The following is a 21779-nucleotide window of genomic DNA, read 5'->3' on the forward strand; positions in this document are numbered from 1 at the left end:
TTACTTTGACCAGTTTTTTAATGGCAAAAATAGATTATAGATAAATGACCATACCAATACGTAAACGAGTACATAAACTAGTTGTGTTAGAAATTACAATAAAGAGGGTGAAAAGTATGAGTAAAACGGTCGTTGATCAAGAGTTAGTGGATATGCTCGTAAGAAAAGTAATGAAGAAACACAAATTTAAGGAAATTGAAAGCGATGATGACAAAATAGCTTTAAAAGAATTGGTAAATAAGTTACAAAGCCAAGTTGACCAGTTTATAGAGAATCAAGAAAAAACATATACGGAGGAAGATGCCCCAAAGCAGAAGACTGAGCGTAAATCTTTGGCGGACGATACAAATGTACCGAAAAGAAAAAGTAAAAAGTTCGTTAAAAGTGATAACAATGTAAACAATCTTAAAATTTTCAAAGGAAAATCATAGGCGAACAACTTATTAAAGAAAGATTAGGTAGAATGACTAGGGTATTTGTCCATTCCATATTCGGTGAAATGCATAGATTAAAAGTAGAAATGGAAAGGAGGAAGATGAAATGAACCAAGATGTTTATTATTCAAATTCAAAAGAGTCTGACTCTACTCGTACTTGGTCAGCTTTAGATCCACATGCAAAACACCCATGTTCTCCAACAAATGAAGGTGATGTCGTTCAAGATGGCCAGCAAATTAACAAAACACTACAACATTCAGAAGAATATATATTTATTAAAGATTCTTGTGATATAACAGTGACAACAACAGATACGAAAGCTGCCGTACAGCTACAAGCGACTCTTCAAGCAGCCATTGCTTTAGTTATTAGTATTTCTATTGCTGATAGTGATGAAGCTGAACAAGTAACACAGGAATTGATGCAATCAGCTAAAATCAAACAAACGTCGCTACAAAAAACAGTTATTGAAAACTCTCGCAATGTAGATGTTACAACTACGGATACACAAATAGGCATTAACATTCAATTGCTATTACAAATATTAATTGCTTTATTAGTAAATCTAGACATTTTATAATCTGTGTCACAGGAATAGATATACGGTCCTCAAGAGGAGAAGTTAACCCCCCTCTTGAGGACCACATACATAAATAACTATCAGAAGAAGGGAACAACTAGGCATTTACATGAATAGACTGAAGGTGACTCTATATAGAAGAGGAGAAGATAAAATGTTCTATCATGTGAAGAACCTTCAATATCATGCTAAACCAACAAGGCCAGATCTGTTTATGCGAAAAAGCTTCAAGAAGTACTCGGAGGGCAATTCGGGGAAATTTCCGTTGCTTTGCAATACTTATTTCAAGGTTGGAACACACGTGGTGAGGAAAAGTATCGAGACCTGTTGTTAGCAACAGGAACAGAGGAATTAGCACATGTTGAAATGCTTGCAACAATGATCGCACGTTTATTAGATAATGCTCCGGTAGGTGATCAAGAAATAGCGGCAAAGGATCCCGTTATTGGAGCTGTTTTAGGTGGAATGAATCCACAACACGTGATTGTATCAGGACTAGGTTCAATGCCAGTAGATAGTGTTGGTAATCCATGGACTGCCGCTTATATTAATGCAAGTGGAAACCTTTTAGCTGATTTCCGAATGAATTTAACGTATGAATCACATGGTAGACTACAAGCGGTTCGTTTATATGAGTCTACTACCGATCCTGGTGTTAAAGACATGTTATCATGGCTAATTGCACGTGATACGATGCATCAAAATCAATGGTATGCAGCTATTTGTGAGCTTGAGGAAAAAGAAAACATCGTCGTTCCAAGTACGTTCCCTCGTTCTCTAGAAAAGCATGAAGTCGCTTATGATTATTATGACTTATCAGGAGGAACGGCAAGTAAAGAGGGGCGTTGGGCACATGGTCCAAGTATGGACGGAATAGGTGAGTTTAAATATATTCCGAATCCGAAACCTTTAGCGAAAAACCGAGATTACAGTTAGCACCACCTTATATTCATAACACCGTTTTACCGAATGGTCCACATCTTCCTCCAATGTATTAATTGTATGAGGCGGGACAAAAGACTTTAGCCAAAGGAAAATCCGAGCTATAATTCGAAATTCTCCAGTTAGAATTTTTGATTGGTTCGGATTTTTCACTTAATGGACTTTTCTTAACAAATAATTATTCGCTTTTAGGTTGGAACATTTAGTTATGTGCCAACCTCTTTAGCTTATTTTCAGCTACAAAACATCTATTGCCATTAGTAAACAGGGTTAGGATATGTACTAGTATGAGTAAATGAGTGATAAAAGTGGGGATGGAATCTAAAATCATGATAGAAATTGAAAAAATATCAAAGGAAAAAGGGAAAGGTTGTAAATGGTTCCATTTCTCTTTTAAGGCAAGCACTTGTTATGTAAAATAGTCATCAGTTGGAAGCACATCAATTTAAATTCCAACTGAAACATACTTAAGGGGGAATTTTGAGATGAGCAAGAAATTTCTTTATACAATTTTAGCGGGAGCACTTTCAATGAGTGTATTAGCAGCTTGTGGAGATCCTGCAGATGATGTTGATGGTGATGGTGTAGATCCAGTTGGAGATGATCAAATTGAGGATCCAGTTGGAGATGCCCCGTTAGATGAGGAACCAATTGGTGATGAGCCATTAAACGAAGAACCGTTAGATGAAGAACCATTAGACGAAGAATCAGTAGAATAAGACACTACTACATCAAACTACCTAATTAAGTTATTTTAACTTTTTAGGTAGTTTTTGTTTTAAATGATTAAAAATGGGTATAGAAAAATGAACATAATTATTTTTCAGGAGGTGATTAGCATGAAAAAATTAGTAACAGGCTTGGCGGCAGGAGCGTTAGTTATTAGCATTCTAGCTGCATGTGGGGAAGTGGATGATGATCCAACGGGTGCACCTTTAGAAGAGCCAGGAATGGAAGATCAAGGGACTTTAGAATAAGAGGAGGAGAAGAAATGAAAAAGATATTATATGGTTTGATGACAGGTTTGTTAGCGATTAGTGTATTAGCAGCTTGTGGTGATGTAGAAGGGGAGCCTGAAATGAATGATCCGGCAGGGGATTCTGTAGACGAGGGAGTTATGGAATAAGGTAGGGTATCGTTAGATTAAAAGTGAAAATTACTAAATAACGGGATTGCCTAAAAGATCCATACCTTTTAGGCAAATCCCTTTTTATTTTGTTATAATAATTCTGAAAATAAAAACAGTATTAAAAATTCCGTGTATTAGTAAAGTGAATTAAAAACTATTTTCAAATGCATAAGGCTGTGTTATTATGCAAATACAAGTATATTTATTATATTACAAAAAGAAAATGAGGGGTTAAATTGAAGAAAATGAAATGGTTTTTAATGACGATTATTATGGCTGCTATGTTAGCTGCGTGTGGTTCAGATGATTCTGAAACGTTAATTATGGGAACGTCAGCTGATTATCCACCATATGAATCTTTTGATACAGCAACTGGTGAAATTATCGGCTTTGATGTAGATATTGCTCAGCATATTACTGAAGAATTAGGATATGAGTTACAAATTGAGGATATGGATTTTACTTCATTAATTCCAGCGTTAGAGTCTGGTCGAATTGATTTCGTATTATCAGGTATGACTCCAGATGATGAGCGACGTGAAAGTGCCGATTTCTCTGATATTTATTATTATGACGTCAATTTAATTGTGACAGCAGAAGATTCACAGATTGGAACAATGGATGATCTACAAGGGAAAATAGTCGCTGTTCAGTTAGGATCAATTCAAGAGCAAAAAGCAGACACAATTGCCGAAGAGTATGAATTTGAAGTAGTGAAGCTAAATCGCATTCCTGAAATTGTTCAAGAGCTTTTAGCAGGACGTATTGATGCTATTTTAATGGAAGATAAAGTAGCAGAAGGATTTTTAAGTACACAAGAGGAGCTTGTAAGCTTTGAAGTGCCAGCTGAAGAGGGTGAAGAATTAGGTTCGGCGATCGCTTTTCCAAAAGGCAGTGATTTAGTTGAACCGTTTAATGAAAAATTGAATGATATGATGGATGAAGGAATAATGGATGAACTAATTTTGAAATGGTTTGATGCAGAAAGTGAATAAACGGACATTTTTGTCGAAGGAAGGATAGAGGGCATGGATTTGAGATTTGATCGAATCGTGCCCCATATTCCTTTTATCCTAGAAGGGATATGGGTTACGCTACAATTTGTAAGTGTGTCGTTAATCATTGGTTTATTATTAGGGATTTTATTAGCAATATTAAAAATAGGGCGATATCGTTTTCTACGTTTTGTCGCAAATGCGTATACGTCTATTTTTCGTGGTACTCCTCTTATTTTGCAATTGTCGATCATTTATTTTGGTGCTCCCCAATTTGGTATTGATATAACTGCATATTTAGCAGGTGTACTTGCGTTCGGACTAAATTCAGCTGCATATGTTTCGGAAATTATTCGTGCAGGAATACAAGCAGTTGATAAAGGTCAACAGGAAGCAGCTGATGCTTTAGGTATTCCATACCGTCAAACGATGATGAATATCATTTTACCGCAAGCGTTTAGAAACATTCTACCTGCATTATTTAATGAATTTATCAATTTAACGAAAGAATCAGCGATTGTTTCGGTTATTGGTGTTATGGATTTGATGAGAAGAGCACAAATTGTTAATTCACAACTTTGGACGTACTTTGAAACCTTCATATTAATTGGGTTCGTATATTATGTTCTAGTTATGGGTCTGACATTAATTGGACGGATGATCGAGAGGAGGTTGAAGCGTAGTGATTAAGGTGGAGGATTTGCACAAATCATTTCAGCAAAATAAAGTATTAAAAGGGATCTCAACTGAAATTAATAAAGGTGATGTAGTAGCCGTTATTGGTCCATCTGGTTCCGGCAAATCAACATTTTTACGCTGTTTAAATTTATTGGAGCAACCTACCTCTGGTCAAATATGGGTAGGAGAGAAAGAACTAACAAGCTCTCTTACAAATGTTAACCAAGCAAGACAGCAAATTGGGATGGTATTTCAACATTTTCATTTATTTCCACATATGACGGTTATGGAAAATATTACGTATGCTCCTGTTACTGTTAAAGGTGAGAAGAAAGAAGAGGCCAATGCTCGTGCAGAACGTTTACTTCAAAACGTTGGATTGTTAGATAAGAAAAATGATTATCCAAATCGCCTTTCTGGAGGGCAAAAACAACGGGTTGCCATTGCACGTGCCTTAGCAATGGAGCCTGAAGTTATGCTGTTCGATGAACCGACTTCAGCGTTGGATCCTGAAATGGTTAAAGAAGTATTAAATGTTATGAAGCAGCTAGCTCACTCAGGAATGACGATGGTTATAGTGACACATGAAATGGGCTTTGCCCGTGAGGTTGCTGATCGTGTTCTTTTTCTTGATCAAGGGATTTTAGTAGAAGATGCACCACCCGCACAGTTTTTTGAAGCTCCCAAATCGCAAAGAGCAATGGAATTTCTTGATAAAGTTCTATAAAACTCCAACAATAAAGCTTAAACGATTAGGCTTTATTTTGGAGTTTCTTTTATATATAAAACGTATGCCTGTGGCAACTTCATAGAAAAGTGAAGATTCATTTTAATATTGACTAAAAAAGTACATAAGATAAACATACTGGATTAGTGAAAAGGAGTAAGCAAATGCCATTTCGGATTGGATATCGTACGCTGAAAACAGCTATAGGTGCTGGGATCGCAGTTGCCATTGCTCAAATGCTACAACTAGAGTATTACGGTTCTGCTGCAATTTTAACGTTGCTTTGTATTTCAACTACGAAGCGGGATTCCGTTAAAGCTTCCTGGTATCGAATTGTCGCATGTATAATTGGACTTAGCGTTAGTTCAATTGTTTTTAGCTTAGTTGGGTATGCACCTTGGACGTTAGCTATCGTCTTATTATTGTTCATCCCTTTAGCGGTTATGACTAAAGTTGAAGAGGGAATTGTAACTAGTGCGGTTATCATTTTACATATGTATTCAGCCCGCGAGGTAACTAGTTCTTTGATTATCAACGAACTGTTGCTTATTGCAATTGGGGTGGGGATTGCCTTAATTATGAATGCTTATATACCTAGTAATCAAAAAAAGCTACGCCATTATCATAAAGAAATAGAAACCCATTTTAAGAAAATATTTATTGAACTTGCTATTTATTTAAGAAATGGAGAAAGTGAGTGGGATGGAAAAGAAATTTATGAAACGGATGAATTGTTAAAAGCTGGCCAGAATGAAGCTCTTGTTAACATTCATAACCATTTTCTCCGCTACGAGGATCATTATTATTATTATTTTAAAATGCGTGAAAAACAATTTGAATTGTTAGAGAAATTGATTCCATATGTCTCTTCTATTGATCAGACTTTCGAACAAAATGTAGTGCTAGCAGATTTTTTGGAGGAATTAAGTGGGGCCATCAGTCCAGCTAATCGTGTACCATTTTTCTTACAACGTCTTAATGAAATCAAAAATACTTTCAAAAGTATGGAACTCCCGCAAACGCGAGAAGAGTTTGAAACCCGTGCTTCTTTATTTTTTATAATGAATGAACTTGAAGAGTATTTACATATTAAAGATCGGTTATGGAATGAGTTGGATAAGAAGAAGCTATAATGATTACAATAATAGTTAAAAAGAAGGAGGGTGTAAATGAAAACGTTAAGCTTCTTTCTAACTGTGTTATTCATTGCATCTCCAATTTGGCCACTCGGTCATAACCCTATTCCTGGTGATCCATTTTTAATTGTTCACGTATCAGATAAAACGTTGACTTTTATAAATGATGAAAAAGTTCAAGCAACGTATCCAGTTGCGATTGGAAAAGAAGGTGATGAGACGCCTCAAGGTGTTTTTCAAGTTATCGTAAAAGCAGAGAACCCTTATTATCGTAAGCTCGACATTGAGGGGGATCACCTGACAACCCACTCGGAACGCGGTGGATTGGATTTGATGCTCATGATACTGACGGTCGAATATATGGTATTCATGGGACAAATCGACCTGAATCAATAGGTAATGCAGTAACAGCTGGGTGTATACGGTTGGAAAATGAACTTGTGGAAGAATTGTATCGTAAGGTGCCATTAGGTACTAAATTACTAATTACTGATGCTGATAAGGATGTCATCGAGCTCGCTAAGGAGTATAACGCGATAAGCTAGAATAAAGGAGTTGCCCCAGCAACTCCTGTAACGATTAGAAAATCGATATTCCCATCAATACTGTTCCTAAAACCATCGTAATAATCATAATGTATATAATTGCTTTTTGGAATTTACGTGGCATATCAAACCCTCCTTTAAAGAAGCTATCGCTCTCAAGTATACTCTTCTATTTTACTTGTTAAGGGCTGAAAGGACAAGGGGGCATATAAATGTACGAATAGCTTGCTGTTTTTTAAAAGCAGTTGTACGATAACTATGTATATTGAAGGAGGTAATTAATCAATGGTAAATGAGCAACGTTTAGTTGATGAGTTTTTAGAGCTTGTCCAGATTGATTCTGAGACAAAAGAGGAGCAAGTAATTGCTCCAGTATTAAAAGAAAAATTTGAATCGTTAGGTGTTGTCGTAAAGGAAGATGATTCAGCGAGTAGGACGGGACACGGGGCAGGAAATTTAATTTGTACGTTGGAAGGTACAAAAAACGAATCTACACCGATTTACTTTACATCTCATATGGATACCGTTGTACCGGGTAAAGGGATAAAACCGAGCATTGAAGATGGCTATGTTATAACAGATGGAACAACGATATTAGGGGCAGATGATAAAGCGGGGATTGCTGCAATGCTCGAGGCTTTGCGAGTGATCAATGAGCAAAATATTGAACATGGACTTGTTCAGTTTATTATAACAGCTGGTGAAGAATCAGGCTTAGTAGGTGCAAAAGAAATAGACCCAAAAGAAATTAAAGCAAAATTTGGTTTTGCGTTAGATAGTGATGGTCCAGTAGGAAATCTTATTGTCGCAGCCCCAACTCAAGCGAAAATAAATGCTACTATTTTAGGGAAAACTGCACATGCTGGAGTTGCTCCAGAAAAAGGTGTATCGGCTATAACGGTTGCAGCAAAGGCGATATCGAAAATGCCACTTGGCCGCATTGATGAGGAAACGACGGCTAATATTGGTCGCTTTGAGGGTGGAACACAAACGAACATAGTGTGTGATCATGTAACGATTATTGCAGAGGCACGTTCGCTAATAGAAGAGAAAATGAAGAAGCAAGTAAGTAAAATGCGTACTGCATTTGAGGAAACTGCTGAAAAATATGGAGCAAAAGCAGAAGTAGACGTGGAAGTAATGTACCCTGGATATAAACTAAGTGATGAGGACCATGTCGTAAAAGTAGCGAAAAAGGCAATGGTTGAAATTGGAAGAGAACCAATGCTACTGCAAAGCGGCGGTGGTAGCGATGCTAATATTTTTGCAGGACACGGTGTCCCAACCGTTAACTTAGCGGTCGGTTATGAAGAAATACATACGAAAAAAGAACGGATGCCAATTACAGAATTAGTAAAGTTAACTGAGGCTGTTGTTGCAATTATAAAAAGCGTTGCAGAAGAATCATCGGTTCGATAATGTTACTAAAAAAGTTTAAGATGTCACCAATTATTACTGCAATAATTGGTGACTATTTATCTTCCGATCTAATTAGTTGAAGAAGAAGTGTGTTGGTGTAGACCTTTAAATAGTCAAGCGGACGGAGCTAGTAGCTGGAAAATAAATCAGTTTTACTGTTTACTGTTATAGCTTTTAATTTTATTGGTGCACAGCTAAATTACACGATTTTCAGAGTGAGAGCTTAAAATTGGAGGATAATAAGTGGTAACGTTAGGAAGGGGAAAAACTCCCTTCTTTTTGATTGTATGAATAGTTTTCGAAATTGAAATTATTTCTGCTAAATTCAATAAATAAGTGACTAACTATAAATATTTTATCAATCATAATCTTGAAAATGAATCTCTATGATATAATCGAAGTCGAAAAATATTGTTAAATCAACGTTTTGAATGCGAGTGATATCCTATGGCATCTAAAATAATATTTCATATTGATATGAATAGTTTTTTTGCCTCAGTTGAAGTAGCACAAAACCCAAAATTAAAAGGCAAACCACTTGCGATTGCTGGAAATCCAAAAGAGCGTAAAGGAATCATTGTGACAAGTACATATGAAGCACGTGCTAAAGGGGTAAAAACAACGATGCCTATTTGGCAGGCGAAAAAGCTATGTCCTGAATTAATTGTCCTTCCACCAAATGGTGATTTATACCGGAAAGCTTCTCATGCAATATTTGAGTTGTTGTTTTCATATACGCCTATGGTTGAACAAGTATCAATTGATGAAGGCTTTCTTGACGTATCGGATATGACACAAATTCATCCATTGAATTTAGCAAAAACAATTCAAGAGCAAATATGGATGAATTAAAGCTGCCATGTAGTATTGGCATTGCACCGAATAAGTTTTTAGCAAAAATGGCAAGTGATATGAAAAAACCTAACGGAATTACTGTCTTAAGAAAGCGTGATATTGCACAATTGCTTTGGCCAAAACCAATTGAAGAAATGCATGGTATCGGTCGCCGGACGGTCGATAAGTGGAAAAAGCTATCCATCCATTCGATTGGTGATCTAGCGAACTCAGAAAGAGACATAATAGTAAAGAAATTTGGAGAACGAGGGCTAAAGCTTCAAGATAGAGCTAATGGAATAGATGAACGAAGGTCGACCCTCACGCATATAATCGGTTCAAATCGATTGGAAACTCAAAAACATTACAGCGAGATACACGTGAACGAGAGGTCATTAACAAGACACTTCAACAGCTAGCTAGTCGAGTTTGTACAAGATTAAAAGGAAAGCAAGTATGTGCGTATGGTGTTCAAATAACGATACGTTATTATGATTGGAAAATGATTACGAGAAGTAAAAAGCTAAACGAACCTCTTCAATATGAAGAAGACTTAGTAACTGAAGCTCAACGGCTTTTTTATGATGCATGGAATGGTGAGAAGATTCGTTTATTAGGAATTAGTACTTATGATTTAGTTGAGCAGAAATTTGCTTTCAAACAATTAGATTTATTTACATACAAGGCAGATGAAAGAAACATTCGATTGCAGCACACTTTGGAAAAGATCCGTGAGAAGTTTGGCGATGAGAGTGTACAAAAAGGAATAAAAAAGTTGCCCGATTCAAATGATTTCCATTAATTCATGATGGTAATATGCCGATATACTTAATATGAAGAGAGTGCGGAGGTGACTTACATGCAAATTCAACACCAAGGGTTGTCTTCTTCTATCAGCTAGAGCGACAGAACCTGATAAAAGAAGGAGAACTATATAGAGCAACAGTTAAAGAGCGCACTGGACAACAGGAAGCGATCGTTTCTATTCGCGGTCGTGATGTATCAGTAACATTTGAAGGCACATTCCCAGATAAAGAACGTGTTCATGTCCGAGTAACTGAGAGTCGTGCAGAGCCAATAAGTGTTCGAGTGATCGAAGAACAACCAAGGCAAACGAACTCTGACCGGCAAACAACGAGTCGGCAAGTGGAAATGCAACAGCGTTTACATCAATTAGGCGTTCATCAACCTAGTAATGAGTTAGTAAGAGCCGCTTTAATTTTACATGATAAAGGTATTTCTTTATCCAAAAACGCTGCTAACGATTTGCAACAATTTATGCTACAAGGGAATAAGAATGAACGTTTGCAATCGGTAGAAGCTGTTGCTAATAAAAGACTTGAAGTTACGATGAATCATTTACGAGCAGTTGATGAAGCTCTACATGGGAGGCCTTTAAATCAAGTATTAAACGAACTTGCTAGGGAACTTGAACTTGATTTTAAACGCCCGACAAGAGAACAGACTAATCAGCAAAGCACACGTACTGTGCAAGTTGATGAGTTGAAACAATTAATTCAAACGAATCCAAAGCAAGCAGTTGAAAAAATAGCACAAATGGCCTCAGGCTGATACTAAGGAAACGAGTCGGTTAGCCGGTGAAGCTAAACAGTTGTTACAAGCAGCCAGTGATAGAGTACTTCAAGCTATACCACAAACAAGGGAATGGAACACGGTACGACAGGAAATTGAAAATAGAGGAATAACAGATAGAATTAAGGAACAAATGACACGTTTGGATGCACCAAATCGCGAACAGATTGACCGTGTATTAAACCAAGCACAGCAACTTCAAAAGGAAGCTTGGAATAGGATCAACCAAGCAATAACTCAGCTCGAGCGTTCTGTGAAAAATGAGCAAGACCCTGTACGTTTTAAACAGGATGTTGTTCAACAAATTGTGAGAACGATTGGGATGGCTGCAAATCAAAAACAAGCTGCCGATCAAGTTCAAACGTTTTTAATAAGAGAGAACATTGAACCAATACCGTCATCACGTTTACAGCAATTAGTAGAGAATGTTCGCCATCACTTGAATCAAGGCCGCGAGGAAGCGGCAGTAAGACAAATTACAGCAGCATTACAAACAGAAGGAAGCACAGAAGGAGAAACTCGCCCACTTGTACAAGTATTCAATCGAGAATCAGCACAACAAGTACAAGAAATCATGCGTCAAATTCAAGGAAGTGGTAGTACTGAGCAAACAGTCGAGCGAATTCAAGCACTATTATCTAAACAATCTCCAACTCAAGTACAACAATTAGTAGAGAATGTTCGCCAACTCTTAAATCAAGGTCGAGAGGAAACGGCAGTAAGACAAATTACAGCATTTGTTGAGGGGGATGCAAATAGAAGTAGTGAAGTTCGCCCTGTCCAGCAAATTGAACGTCAACCAGGACAACTTGTACAAGAAGTCTTACGCCAAATACAAACAAGTGTAAACTCGCAGCAATCTGTGGAGCGAATTGAGGCGTTATTCAAAAACGAAAACAGGGCAATATCGCTAACGCAAGTCCAACAATTAGTAGAAAGTGTCCGCCAATATGTAAGCCAAGGTCGTGTAGAAGCAGCCAATCAGCTAATAGATGCGTCTCTTTCACAAATAACCGCTTCTTCCAATACTAACGTAGCTCAAGTAAATTCAGGAGGAGATGGTCAGTCAACGAGTGCATCACCTTCCCTATTCGTAGAGCAAGCAATGCGGCTACTACAGTCGGAACCACATATTGGACGAGTAATCGAACAAATGCAAGCTCGAATTGAACAACTCCCAGTACAAGACTCTGTAAAGGTAGAGGTTGTTCAGCAATTAGTAGATGCCAAGCAAACGGCACAATCTGGAAGAGAAATGAAAGCTCGCCAAGAAGTTGCCCAAGTCATCCAACAAATAGAACAGCAAGTACAGCCTACCATTCCAAACAAAGAAACGGCTGCCTATATTGTAAATGAGCAGTTCCAAACAAGTGAGCAGGCATCTAGTAAGATGATTGCAGTCACGACAGTATCAGAAAAGATGGCACAATTAGCGGCGGATTTTAAACAGTTTCAAAGAGAAATGCACCGCACATTAGACCAAACAGCACGTTTGATTGAACAAGTTCGAAAGCAAGCGAATGTACAAGCGAAGCCACTACTTGAAAAAACGATTAGTCGACTTGATCAAACAATTTTAAAAAGTGAAATGATGTTATTTACAGATATGAAAACCGAACGGGAGTTAATGCAAGCAAGTAATCGTTTAGCTGAAGCGAAACAATTATTAGCAAAAGGCTCATATCGAGAAGCAAGTCAAATTGTACGTGAAGTCAATCAATTAGTTGAAAAAGTTCATTTTCAACCGTCAGAAACGAAAGTCAAACATTATACAGCTGCTAGGGAAGAGGCATTAAGAAATATGCAATTACCTGAACAAGCACTAACTAAACAGCTCAGCGAGACGCTACGTCCAATACCTGAGCCTTCACCACGGGCAATGTTAGAATTGATGAGAAGCCTTGGTTTGAATCGAGATCAGGAATTAGCTCAGCAGTTAGTAACAGGAAATCGTGAACAAGTAGCTGAACAGCAAAATCTTAAATCGTTGTTATTGCAGCTAGCACGAGGGGAAGAAGAAGGCTCTCGCACGCAACAGCTTGCGAATCAGGCACTAAATAATTTAACGGGTCAGCAATTATTAAGTCGTTCCGATCAACAAAGCATGCAAAGCTTATTTTTTCAATTACCGTTTTTGTTAGAAGAAAAAGTAGAGAATTTAAAAGTATTTGTCAATTCTCGTAATGAAGGTGAGAAAGTAGATTGGGAGAATTGTAGCATATATTTTTTAATGCAAACGCCAAAAATGGGTGAGATCGGTATATTAGTGTCTGTAAAAGACCGACAGTTATCAGTTACGCTAAAAAATGATCAAACTGATTTTCAGTCTAAAATGGAACCACTTGTCCAACAATCAATTGAAAATTTAGGGGACCTTGGGTTTCAAATAAAAGGAATACATTATTCACCATTACAATCACAGGATCAAGAAGAAGGGCAAAAAGGAAATGATGACATACAACAGCGTGCAACTTTTACAGAGAAAGGATTTGATTATAGAATATGATCATTTCTAAACATATTAATCAGAAGCAACGTCGCCATATAAATGGACCTTCAGCTGCCGTGATTCGATATGATCATGAAGATGATACACCAAAAGTGGTTGCACATGGAAAAGGACAAGTGGCAAACCAAATTATAGAGATTGCAAAGAAGAATAATATTCAAATGCAAGAAGATCCATTGTTGGTTGAAAACCTATTAGATATGGATCTAGGTGATAACATTCCACCACAGTTATATACGATTATGGCAGAAATTCTATTATTAATTGAAGAAATGGAGAAAAACTATTAATTATTTATAGAAATGTTCCGATAAAATAAATGAGAGGTCGGAGGTGGAAACATGACTGCATTGCTCACAAACGAGGCGCTCTATCAGAAATCACCAGAAGAAATTACTGCATTGTTATATGAAGCGGCTTTAACAAATTTAGAAAATGCGATTGAACACAATGAACGCCAGGAATTTATTGAGGCAAATGATAAATTAAAAAAGGCGAATGATATCATCTATCGCTTAGGTGCAGGTCTAAATTATGAAGCAGGCATCATAGCCGATCAATTAGACCAGCTATATAACTATTTAGCTGATCAAATAATTGAAGCAAATTATAAGAAGGATAATAGTAAGATTCGCGAAGTTATCAAAGTGATCGAATCTCTTATGACTGCATGGAACGAGGCTATGAAACAGAAAAAAGATCCTCAATCTTCAGCTGTGAAACAAAAAGCGAAAGCGTATGAATCAACTTCAATATATGAATAAATAGGAGGATACTAAAATGAAAATTAATAACAATATCCAAGCATTAAATGCATATCGTAATCTTCATGCAAATCAATTTAGAACATCAAAAAACTTAGAAAAGCTATCATCGGGTCTACGTATTAACCGTGCTGCTGATGACGCAGCTGGCCTTGCCATTTCTGAAAAAATGCGCTCACAAATTCGCGGGTTGAAGATGGCGGAACGTAATGCGATGGATGGAATCTCATTAATGCAAACATCTGAAGGGGCAATGCAAGAAGTACATACAATGCTACAACGTATGCGTGAGCTAGCTGTTCAAGCAGCAAACGATACGAATACAGAATATGATCGTGAGCAAATTCAAAAAGAAATCGATCAATTGAAGCTTGAAATTGATGATATTTCTGAAAAGACAGAGTTTAACACTCGTAAGTTGTTAAATGGCTACAGTGCTGTGATGACGACGTATGATCAGACTGAGAATGGGATTAATTTGCAAGGTTATCCAGTTGTGACTGATGCGAATTTTAAGTCTGGAGAATATGAAGTTGAGGTTGGAGCGGTAACTCCTAGTTATGAAGTGACTCAACCTGCAGCTGGATTAGGGACACCTGATCCAGGGTCCGACATTAAATTTACAAACTTTCCTGACCCAGATCCAGGAGAAGAAATGAAATTTGGAGAATACACAATCCGTATTAGAGATGTGCGTTCTGATCAAGATGCGGAAATTGAAATTCTAGATCCAGATGGATTACCAATTGGTACAAAGGTAGTGGCAATTGGTGAACATGAAGATGCAGGTGAATTGGACTTATTTGGTATTACAGTTGATACATCGAAAATCGATTCGTCAGGAACTGTAAAAGTAAAAATGGAAGCAACAGCAGAGATTACGTTGAATCAAGGAGAAGATAATCCAATCAAAGCAGAACGTACATTAACATCAACGAATGGTGTCTTTAAGCACGGTGGAATTGAATATAAATTTAATACGTCAATTAAAGCAGACGAGTCACTTGAATTCACTATTACTAACAACGCCCTTTCATTCCAAATTGGTCCGAATACGAATCAAAATGTAATGATCGACATTCCAAAAATGGATGTTGTTACATTGGGAATTGAAGATGTTAATGTGTTAACGAATGAAGCGGCAAACCAAGCGATTTTTGCATTAGACCAAGCGGTGAATCGTTTATCAGATGCTCGTGCAAAGCTTGGGGCGGTTCAAAACCGTTTAGAGCATACTATTAACAATTTACAAATTACGCATGAGAATTTAACTGCTTCAGAATCGCGTATTCGCGATGCTGATATGGCACTTGAAATGACGGAATTCACTCGTAATAACATTTTAAATCAATCTGCAACAGCGATGTTAGCTCAAGCGAACCAATTGCCACAAGGTGTACTTCAGCTTTTACAATAAAGAAACGACGAGTAGATGGGGCATCTCTTAGAATGATTTCTAGAGATGTTCCTTTATTTTTACTAGATGCAATGTTGTTATTATTTGATATAATAATAGAATGAAAATTAGGTGGTGAGATCACTATGGATGTACAACGTGTTGGTAAAGCAAGCATAGAGCGTGCTGATCTTAAGCCGAAGGGACCTGAGGCGAGTGTTTCGTTTAAAGAGGTTATAGGAAAACAACGTAATGAAAAAGCGTATGAAAAATTATCGGCTTTCATGCAAAAAATCGATGATCAAGGAAAAGTATTAGCGGAAAAACGGACGGTTGATGAACTACGTAAATATAAAAAACTCGTGAAAGAATTTATGGAAGACGCAGTCGAATTCGGTCTTAGTTTAGAAGAGCGTCGTGGCTTTAATCGTCGTGGTCGAACAAAAATTTATAAAATCGTTAAGGAAGTAGATCGAAAACTATTAGATTTAACGGATACAGTTTTAAATAAACAAAAAAAAGGGTTAGAGATTTTAAATATGGTCGGAGAAATTAAAGGCTTGCTCGTTAATATTTATGCGTAAAGAAATGAAGATAACGTAATTTGTAGGGGAGGGATCGTTACATTTAGCGATCCCTCTTTGTTTTTACCAACCTCGTTCATATTGCACCGGGGCTTTTATTGATGTATGTAGCTCCTGTGCAGCATTACGTGGCCAATATGGATTGCGTAATAGCTCACGACCGATAAAAATTAAGTCGGCTCGTTCATTTTGTAAGATTTCCTCAGCTTGAATCCCGTTTGTAATTAAACCGACCGCCCCTGTTGGAATGTGTGCTTGATGACGAATCGCTTCGGCATGTCGAATTTGATAGCCAGGGTACGTTTGTGATGGTCCACTTGGTATAACCCCACCTGTACTGACATCTATCAAATCTACACCTAAAACTTTTAGCCATTTTGATAGTGTTACAAAATCGTTTAATGAGTTCCCTTCCTCTGAATATTCATCAGCTGATATACGAACGAATATTGGTCCATCCCATACGTTTTGAATATTGTCAATGATCGTTCGAAGAAAACCGAAACGATTTTCTAAAGATCCACCATATTGATCCTTTCGTTTATTCGTTAAAGGTGATAAAAATTGGTTAATTAAATAACCATGTGCCGCGTGAACTTCTATAATGTCATACCCAGCTTCTTTCGCTCGTTGTGCACCTTTTGTAAAGGCTACAATTGTTTCATTGATTTCTTGCTCTGTTAATTCAGTTGGTGTTTTTATTTGATCGAAGGCAATAGCTGATGGTGCATAAATGGGCCCATCTACTGTTGCTTTCCTGCCGGCGTGTGCCAATTGAATAGCTGCTTTGGCGTCGTGTTCGTGAACGCGGTTGACGATTTGTTCGTGCCCTTTGATATGGAGATCGTCCCATATGCCAAGGTCTTGATCTGAAATACGGCCAGCTGGCGTTACAGCTGTCGCCTCAACCATAATAAGGCCAACTTGGCCAACTGCCCTTGACTCATAATGGCTTAAATGGAATGGCCGAACAGTACCATCTTTCGTATCAGAAGAATACATACACATCGGCGACATAACGATTCGGTTTTTTAACGTAACATCTTTAATTGTATAAGGTGAAAATAGCTTACTTCCCATAATTGTCCCTCCACATATGTAATTTGTTGCATGTAATATAGTAGCACGTTTAGTTTATGATCTCTAATGATAAGATTGCGGTTATTTGGGAACAATGACTATAAAAAGGAGTAGAGCTTTTATGCATACGAAAAAGACTGTTAAGTATATATGCCATCAATATCCTTCTGGCAATTGTTATTATTTTAAATCAGAGATTATTACTCATCATTCATGGCAACGTCTTGAATCGTTGCAATGGTCTACACCGCGACCGATCACAGAAAAAACGTTTTTGATGAGAAAAAAGCAAGGATTCAAAATAGAATATGTTCTGCAAAAGAAGCCGCCTGCACAAATCATTCCATTTAAACGTCAATTGTCACAATCATGACGTTTTTTCGTATTTGCTTCATGATAGACATACTGTAAACTTAATGATATAGATATTGGTTTGAGAGGAGTACACAATGAAACAAATCACATTAAGCATAGTATTAGTTGTATTCGTATTAATCGGCTGTAATTTAGAGACAGTCGAACGAGAACAACATGTAGAACTTGAAGCAAGTCAAATAGAAAAGTTGGTCATTGATCATGACGAAGGTGACGTCACACTAGTTGTTAACGAAAACGCTTCATTAATCGAAGTGGAGGCGACATTTTCAGCTATTAGTACCGATGAGGAATTAGCAAAAAGCTTTTTAGAACGTAATCTTTCTCTTTCTTTAGAAGAAAGCGATGAAGGAGCATTGCTTAAAACCTCCGTAAAGCGTATAGCTAATGAAACGGAAGAAGGAAATGTTCATCTTGCCATTGCCATTCCTGCTCATATTCAAGTGGAACTAAAACATAATGAAGGTAACTTGCATATACAAGGCCTGCAAGCCGATATTGCCATTCAACACGGTACGGATAATGTTACACTAGAAAATATTGAAGCGAATGTCACGGTTACGGACGGTGCAGGTAACGTTTTATTACAAAATGTCACAGGTGAGACTAGTATAAATAATGCAACAGGGGATACAATTGTAGCAAATTCTTCTGGTCAAATATCCATTACGAACGGCAAAGGGGCTATTCAAATTGATAATTACTCCGGAATGGTTGCTGTTCGAAACGGCTCAGGTGAGATTTCAATTGATACTGTAGATGGAGATGTTACGGTTATTGAAAGTGCACAAGGTGAAGTGAAGATTGAAAACGTAAGTGGTGAAGTTACGAGAACGAATGAATAAAAGTGAAGAGTTAATTGAAATAAGTCTAAGAAGGACGTATAAGTTCTTTTTGGGCTTATTTGCTTTTTTTATTTAATTTAAATTATTCAATCAATCTGTATTTTAGGCATAAACTTAATTGACAAACTAGTTTTGAATAGATAGAATACAATTAAACAAATAATTCATATCTCTTTTATAGGAATTAAATGAATTTGATTGTGTGAGGGGGGAATCAGGTGGTTTGGACGTATGAATCATTATCGGAATATGATTATGAGAGGGTTAATGCAGAACTAGAACATAAAGATACACTTGATGTGATTAAATGGGCGTATGAGACATTTGGTGACCGACTTGTGTATTCCTGTAGCTTTGGTGCTGAGGGAATGGTATTGATTGATCTAATTAGTAAAGTCAAAAAAGATGCTCATATAGTTTTTTTAGATACTGATTTTCATTTTAAAGAAACGTATGAATTGATTGATCGAGTTAAAGAAAAGTATCCGGCATTAAAAATTGAGCTCGCGAAATCGGAACTAACTCCCGAAGAACAAGACGAAAAATACGGTCCTAAATTATGGGAAATTGAGCCAGATACGTGCTGTCAAATTCGTAAGCTTGTACCGTTACAGCGTGAACTGAATAAATTTGATGCATGGTTTTCAGGATTACGCCGTGAGCAATCACCAACAAGGGCAAATACACAATTTGTTAATCAAGACCATCGTTTTCAATCAATTAAAGTTTGTCCATTAATTCATTGGACCGAAGATGAAATTTGGATGTATATTCGCCTTCACAATCTTCCGTATAATGAATTACATGATAAGAGATACCCTAGCATTGGTTGTGAGTATTGTACAAAGCCAGTCGCAGAAGGGGAGGATCCTAGAAGTGGGAGATGGGCTAATTCTGCGAAAACAGAATGTGGTCTCCATGTTAATAGTAGTGGTATATAATAAGGGGGAATTCAACCATGACAACAATTAAAGCACACGGAGGAGCATTAATTCAACGATTTGAACCAGAATATGATGTTTCTCCTTTGACGAAAGAAATTCAATTAGATTCATTTGCACTCTCCGATTTAGAGTTAATTGGTGTTGGAGCTTTTAGTCCTATAACAGGATTTTTGAATAAAGCGGATTATGAAAGTGTTGTAAAGAACATGAGATTAGCTGATGGAACGGTATGGAGCATTCCAATTACGTTACCTGTTGAGAAGGAGGTTGCCGCTTCTCTGCAAGCAGGTGAAGAGGTAAAGCTGACTTTTAATGGGGAAGTATATGGTGTAATCACCGTTGAAGAGGTTTTTGAACCGAATAAAACGATAGAAGCAGAAAATGTTTATCGAACAGCGGATTTGGCCCATCCAGGGGTTAAAAAGCTGTTTGATCGCCATGATTATTATGTTGCTGGACCAATTATTTTAACAAAGCGTGTAAAGCGTGATCGTTTTAATGAGTATTATTTAGATCCAAAAGAAACAAGAGCTAAATTTGCAGAGCTTGGATGGAAACGAATTGTTGGTTTCCAAACACGCAATCCAGTTCATCGGGCCCATGAATATATTCAAAAGTCTGCATTGGAAATTGTTGACGGACTATTTTTGAACCCATTAGTTGGTGAGACGAAAGCAGATGATATCCCTGCAGATGTTCGTATGGAAAGCTATGAAGTCTTGCTAGATAAATATTATCCGAAAGATCGTGTATTTTTAGCTGTTTTCCCAGCTGCAATGAGATATGCAGGACCTCGTGAAGCGGTTTTCCATGCAATCGTCCGTCAAAACTTTGGGTGTACCCATTTCATCGTTGGCCGTGACCATGCTGGCGTTGGTGACTATTATGGAACGTATGATGCTCAGTTAATTTTCTCTGAATTTGAAAAAGGAGAGCTTACCATTGAGCCACTTTTCTTTGAGCATAGTTTTTACTGTAAGGCGTGTGGAAATATGGCATCAACGAAAACGTGCCCTCATGGGAAAGAGCATCATGTTATTTTATCTGGGACAAAGGTGCGTCAAATGCTTGCTGATGGTCTTACACCACCTCCAGAATTTAGTAGAAAGGAAGTTGTGGAAGTATTAATAAGAGGCATGCAAAAGAAAGTCCATGCTTAAATAGAAGGGAAGAAGTTTTATGTCGTTAACCATTGTCGCAATTGTAATTGCGTGTTTTTTCGCAATGAATATCGGCGCAAGTGGAACAGCAGCGGCAATGGGACCTGCTTATGGCAGTGGAGCCATACCGAACAAACGAATAGCAATGCTGCTCGTTGGGATATTTGCTTTTTTAGGTGCGTTATCGGGCGATGAGGTTGTTCGGACAATAGGAAGTGGAATTATACCGACGTCAATTGTTGATGTTGAAATCGTTATAATTATACTAGCTGCGGCTTGTCTGTCACTTTTTATTGCTAACTTACTAGGTATTCCATTATCGACAAGTGAAGTGATTGTGGGAGCTATTGTAGGTGCAGGGATTGCTTATCAAGCACTGTTTTTTGATTCATTACTTGTCATCGTTTCGTTTTGGGTGATTGTACCTGTTGTGGCTTTCTTTTTAGCTTTTGTGTTTGGGTATTTCGTGAAAATACTTGAAAATAAACACCCGGCATTAAAAGGTGAAGGAAAGTGGCGCAAACCTTTAGCAATTCTTTTAATCGTAAGTGCTTGTATGGAGGCTTTTGCTGCAGGTATGAACAATGTGGCAAATGCAATAGGCCCACTTGTTGGAGCTGGTCTTATTGATATTCAATTTGCGATCCTTCTAGGGGGATTTTTTGTAGCATTAGGTGCTATTTTTCTAGGGGGAAAGGTGCTTGAAACGAATGGAAAGAGAATTACGAAGCTTAGTTTACTTCAAGGGAGTACTGTGTCCTTAACAGGCGGCTCACTCGTCATTATAGCGTCAATCTTCGGCTTACCTGTTCCTTTGACACAAGTAACAACATCAGCCATCATTGGTATTGGTACACTTGAAGGTGGATTTCGTCTTTGGCAAAAAAGTATTTTAAAGCAAATTATTAAAGTTTGGATTGTATCGCCACTATTTTCACTCGTATTATCATATGGTCTCATACTGCTATTTAAACAAGGTGATTATTATTCTTTAGCTGTTCTTTTAAGTGTATTAATCGCAACAGTTGGTTCATTTAGCTTATATAAAACTGTTCGGAAAGAACGACGAATGACCTATGATGATGGTGCTGGCATATAATAATTGGA

Annotated in this window: 25 protein-coding genes and 3 pseudogenes; 26 read left to right on the top strand and 2 right to left on the bottom strand. The window is 37.4% G+C overall.

Translation table 11 applies throughout. The features are described 5' to 3' along the window. Positions 1-116: 116 nt before the first annotated feature. From JCM19034_RS00455 to JCM19034_RS00495, 11 genes and pseudogenes are all read left to right on the top strand, one after another. Positions 117-431 carry a hypothetical protein gene (locus JCM19034_RS00455; protein WP_062046413.1) on the top strand — a complete coding sequence of 105 codons (315 nt, stop codon included), beginning with the start codon at positions 117-119 and terminating at the stop codon, positions 429-431. A gap of 109 nt (positions 432-540) precedes the next feature. Next, positions 541-1017: a spore coat protein gene (locus JCM19034_RS00460; RefSeq protein ID WP_062046415.1), complete on the top strand. Its 477-nt coding sequence runs from the start codon at positions 541-543 to the stop codon at positions 1015-1017. A gap of 154 nt (positions 1018-1171) precedes the next feature. After that, positions 1172-2015, top strand: a pseudogene (locus JCM19034_RS00465) (manganese catalase family protein). A 429-nt stretch (positions 2016-2444) separates the two neighbouring features. Continuing rightward, positions 2445-2678, top strand: coding sequence for a hypothetical protein (locus tag JCM19034_RS00470; protein ID WP_062046417.1), 234 nt, complete (start codon positions 2445-2447; stop codon positions 2676-2678). A gap of 120 nt (positions 2679-2798) precedes the next feature. Continuing rightward, positions 2799-2936: a hypothetical protein gene (locus JCM19034_RS22125; RefSeq protein WP_197276315.1), complete on the top strand. Its 138-nt coding sequence runs from the start codon at positions 2799-2801 to the stop codon at positions 2934-2936. A gap of 14 nt (positions 2937-2950) precedes the next feature. Then, positions 2951-3085: a hypothetical protein gene (locus JCM19034_RS23830; RefSeq protein WP_269431642.1), complete on the top strand. Its 135-nt coding sequence runs from the start codon at positions 2951-2953 to the stop codon at positions 3083-3085. A 248-nt stretch (positions 3086-3333) separates the two neighbouring features. Further along, on the top strand, positions 3334-4083 hold the full coding sequence (locus JCM19034_RS00475; RefSeq protein ID WP_062047306.1) for a transporter substrate-binding domain-containing protein: 750 nt from the start codon (positions 3334-3336) through the stop codon (positions 4081-4083). Between the two features lie 33 nt (positions 4084-4116). Continuing rightward, positions 4117-4773, top strand: a complete 657-nt coding sequence (locus tag JCM19034_RS00480; protein WP_062046419.1) for an amino acid ABC transporter permease — start codon at positions 4117-4119, stop codon at positions 4771-4773. Further along, positions 4766-5488, top strand: a complete 723-nt coding sequence (locus JCM19034_RS00485) for an amino acid ABC transporter ATP-binding protein (protein ID WP_062046421.1) — start codon at positions 4766-4768, stop codon at positions 5486-5488. Before JCM19034_RS00480 ends, JCM19034_RS00485 begins: the two co-directional genes overlap by 8 nt. A 164-nt stretch (positions 5489-5652) precedes the next feature. Continuing rightward, on the top strand, positions 5653-6621 hold the full coding sequence (locus JCM19034_RS00490; protein WP_062046423.1) for an aromatic acid exporter family protein: 969 nt from the start codon (positions 5653-5655) through the stop codon (positions 6619-6621). Between the two features lie 36 nt (positions 6622-6657). Beyond that, a pseudogene (locus tag JCM19034_RS00495) lies at positions 6658-7169 on the top strand (L,D-transpeptidase). A gap of 34 nt (positions 7170-7203) precedes the next feature. Here the strand turns inward: JCM19034_RS00495 and prli42 are convergent. Then, complete coding sequence (gene prli42, locus JCM19034_RS21440) at positions 7204-7293, bottom strand: stressosome-associated protein Prli42 (RefSeq protein WP_156323831.1); 90 nt, start codon at positions 7291-7293, stop codon at positions 7204-7206. 161 nt (positions 7294-7454) lie between these two features. Here prli42 and JCM19034_RS00500 point away from each other — a divergent pair, with 161 nt between their 5' ends. The 10 genes and pseudogenes from JCM19034_RS00500 (at position 7455) to JCM19034_RS00535 (ending at position 16268) form a co-directional block, all read left to right on the top strand. Then, positions 7455-8588, top strand: coding sequence for a M20/M25/M40 family metallo-hydrolase (locus JCM19034_RS00500; protein WP_062046425.1), 1134 nt, complete (start codon positions 7455-7457; stop codon positions 8586-8588). A 477-nt stretch (positions 8589-9065) separates the two neighbouring features. Beyond that, a pseudogene (locus JCM19034_RS22595) lies at positions 9066-9439 on the top strand (DNA polymerase IV); the annotation flags it as partial. Between the two features lie 60 nt (positions 9440-9499). After that, positions 9500-9841 (top strand): hypothetical protein, encoded by a 342-nt coding sequence (locus JCM19034_RS22600; protein WP_231686784.1) that lies wholly within the window; start codon positions 9500-9502, stop codon positions 9839-9841. After that, on the top strand, positions 9817-10224 hold the full coding sequence (locus JCM19034_RS22605; protein WP_231686785.1) for a hypothetical protein: 408 nt from the start codon (positions 9817-9819) through the stop codon (positions 10222-10224). The genes JCM19034_RS22600 and JCM19034_RS22605 overlap by 25 nt, the downstream gene beginning before the upstream one ends. A gap of 287 nt (positions 10225-10511) precedes the next feature. Next, positions 10512-10994 carry a hypothetical protein gene (locus tag JCM19034_RS00510; RefSeq protein WP_062046427.1) on the top strand — a complete coding sequence of 161 codons (483 nt, stop codon included), beginning with the start codon at positions 10512-10514 and terminating at the stop codon, positions 10992-10994. Positions 10995-11034: 40 nt separating this feature from the next. Continuing rightward, the gene (locus tag JCM19034_RS00515; protein ID WP_062046429.1) at positions 11035-13521 is read left to right on the top strand and encodes a hypothetical protein; all 2487 of its coding nucleotides are present in this window, start codon (positions 11035-11037) and stop codon (positions 13519-13521) included. Further along, complete coding sequence (locus tag JCM19034_RS00520; protein WP_062046431.1) at positions 13518-13814, top strand: EscU/YscU/HrcU family type III secretion system export apparatus switch protein; 297 nt, start codon at positions 13518-13520, stop codon at positions 13812-13814. Before JCM19034_RS00515 ends, JCM19034_RS00520 begins: the two co-directional genes overlap by 4 nt. Positions 13815-13865: 51 nt before the next feature. Beyond that, positions 13866-14288, top strand: coding sequence for a flagellar export chaperone FliS (fliS, locus tag JCM19034_RS00525; RefSeq protein WP_062046433.1), 423 nt, complete (start codon positions 13866-13868; stop codon positions 14286-14288). 16 nt (positions 14289-14304) lie between these two features. Next, on the top strand, positions 14305-15705 hold the full coding sequence (locus tag JCM19034_RS00530; RefSeq protein ID WP_062046435.1) for a flagellin: 1401 nt from the start codon (positions 14305-14307) through the stop codon (positions 15703-15705). 125 nt (positions 15706-15830) lie between these two features. Beyond that, positions 15831-16268, top strand: coding sequence for a YaaR family protein (locus JCM19034_RS00535; RefSeq protein WP_062046437.1), 438 nt, complete (start codon positions 15831-15833; stop codon positions 16266-16268). Positions 16269-16331: 63 nt separating this feature from the next. Here JCM19034_RS00535 and namA read toward each other — a convergent pair whose 3' ends face one another. After that, positions 16332-17348 carry an NADPH dehydrogenase NamA gene (gene namA, locus JCM19034_RS00540; protein ID WP_062046439.1) on the bottom strand — a complete coding sequence of 339 codons (1017 nt, stop codon included), beginning with the start codon at positions 17346-17348 and terminating at the stop codon, positions 16332-16334. Between the two features lie 121 nt (positions 17349-17469). Between namA and JCM19034_RS00545 the strand changes: the two genes are divergently transcribed. From JCM19034_RS00545 to JCM19034_RS00565, 5 genes are all read left to right on the top strand, one after another. Next, positions 17470-17721, top strand: a complete 252-nt coding sequence (locus tag JCM19034_RS00545) for a hypothetical protein (protein ID WP_062046441.1) — start codon at positions 17470-17472, stop codon at positions 17719-17721. A gap of 76 nt (positions 17722-17797) precedes the next feature. Continuing rightward, complete coding sequence (locus JCM19034_RS00550) at positions 17798-18568, top strand: DUF4097 family beta strand repeat-containing protein (protein WP_062046443.1); 771 nt, start codon at positions 17798-17800, stop codon at positions 18566-18568. 218 nt (positions 18569-18786) lie between these two features. Then, a complete protein-coding gene (locus JCM19034_RS00555; RefSeq protein ID WP_062046445.1) occupies positions 18787-19509 on the top strand; it encodes a phosphoadenylyl-sulfate reductase in 723 nt (240 codons plus the stop codon). A 17-nt stretch (positions 19510-19526) separates the two neighbouring features. Then, entirely contained in the window at positions 19527-20672 is a 1146-nt protein-coding gene (gene sat / locus JCM19034_RS00560) for a sulfate adenylyltransferase (protein WP_062046447.1), read from the top strand. 19 nt (positions 20673-20691) lie between these two features. Further along, positions 20692-21771 (top strand): inorganic phosphate transporter, encoded by a 1080-nt coding sequence (locus JCM19034_RS00565; protein WP_062046449.1) that lies wholly within the window; start codon positions 20692-20694, stop codon positions 21769-21771. Positions 21772-21779 lie beyond the last annotated feature (8 nt).

This window comes from Bacillus sp. JCM 19034 (genome assembly GCF_001310635.1).
In the GTDB taxonomy this organism is placed as follows: Bacteria; Bacillota; Bacilli; order Bacillales; family Bacillaceae_D; genus Halalkalibacter.

Bases quoted from the DNA above. Each gene is read 5' to 3' on its own strand.
- JCM19034_RS23830 (WP_269431642.1), top strand. From the start codon at position 2,951: ATGAAAAAGATATTATATGGTTTGATGACAGGTTTGTTAGCGATTAGT.
- namA (WP_062046439.1), bottom strand. From the start codon at position 17,348: ATGGGAAGTAAGCTATTTTCACCTTATACAATTAAAGATGTTACGTTA.
- JCM19034_RS00550 (WP_062046443.1), top strand. From the start codon at position 17,798: ATGAAACAAATCACATTAAGCATAGTATTAGTTGTATTCGTATTAATC.
- JCM19034_RS00490 (WP_062046423.1), top strand. From the start codon at position 5,653: ATGCCATTTCGGATTGGATATCGTACGCTGAAAACAGCTATAGGTGCT.
- sat (WP_062046447.1), top strand. From the start codon at position 19,527: ATGACAACAATTAAAGCACACGGAGGAGCATTAATTCAACGATTTGAA.
- fliS (WP_062046433.1), top strand. From the start codon at position 13,866: ATGACTGCATTGCTCACAAACGAGGCGCTCTATCAGAAATCACCAGAA.
- JCM19034_RS00470 (WP_062046417.1), top strand. From the start codon at position 2,445: ATGAGCAAGAAATTTCTTTATACAATTTTAGCGGGAGCACTTTCAATG.
- JCM19034_RS22125 (WP_197276315.1), top strand. From the start codon at position 2,799: ATGAAAAAATTAGTAACAGGCTTGGCGGCAGGAGCGTTAGTTATTAGC.
- JCM19034_RS00460 (WP_062046415.1), top strand. From the start codon at position 541: ATGAACCAAGATGTTTATTATTCAAATTCAAAAGAGTCTGACTCTACT.
- JCM19034_RS00480 (WP_062046419.1), top strand. From the start codon at position 4,117: ATGGATTTGAGATTTGATCGAATCGTGCCCCATATTCCTTTTATCCTA.
- JCM19034_RS00520 (WP_062046431.1), top strand. From the start codon at position 13,518: ATGATCATTTCTAAACATATTAATCAGAAGCAACGTCGCCATATAAAT.
- JCM19034_RS00535 (WP_062046437.1), top strand. From the start codon at position 15,831: ATGGATGTACAACGTGTTGGTAAAGCAAGCATAGAGCGTGCTGATCTT.
- prli42 (WP_156323831.1), bottom strand. From the start codon at position 7,293: ATGCCACGTAAATTCCAAAAAGCAATTATATACATTATGATTATTACG.
- JCM19034_RS00545 (WP_062046441.1), top strand. From the start codon at position 17,470: ATGCATACGAAAAAGACTGTTAAGTATATATGCCATCAATATCCTTCT.
- JCM19034_RS00530 (WP_062046435.1), top strand. From the start codon at position 14,305: ATGAAAATTAATAACAATATCCAAGCATTAAATGCATATCGTAATCTT.
- JCM19034_RS00455 (WP_062046413.1), top strand. From the start codon at position 117: ATGAGTAAAACGGTCGTTGATCAAGAGTTAGTGGATATGCTCGTAAGA.
- JCM19034_RS00565 (WP_062046449.1), top strand. From the start codon at position 20,692: ATGTCGTTAACCATTGTCGCAATTGTAATTGCGTGTTTTTTCGCAATG.
- JCM19034_RS00475 (WP_062047306.1), top strand. From the start codon at position 3,334: ATGAAATGGTTTTTAATGACGATTATTATGGCTGCTATGTTAGCTGCG.
- JCM19034_RS00500 (WP_062046425.1), top strand. From the start codon at position 7,455: ATGGTAAATGAGCAACGTTTAGTTGATGAGTTTTTAGAGCTTGTCCAG.
- JCM19034_RS22600 (WP_231686784.1), top strand. From the start codon at position 9,500: ATGAAAAAACCTAACGGAATTACTGTCTTAAGAAAGCGTGATATTGCA.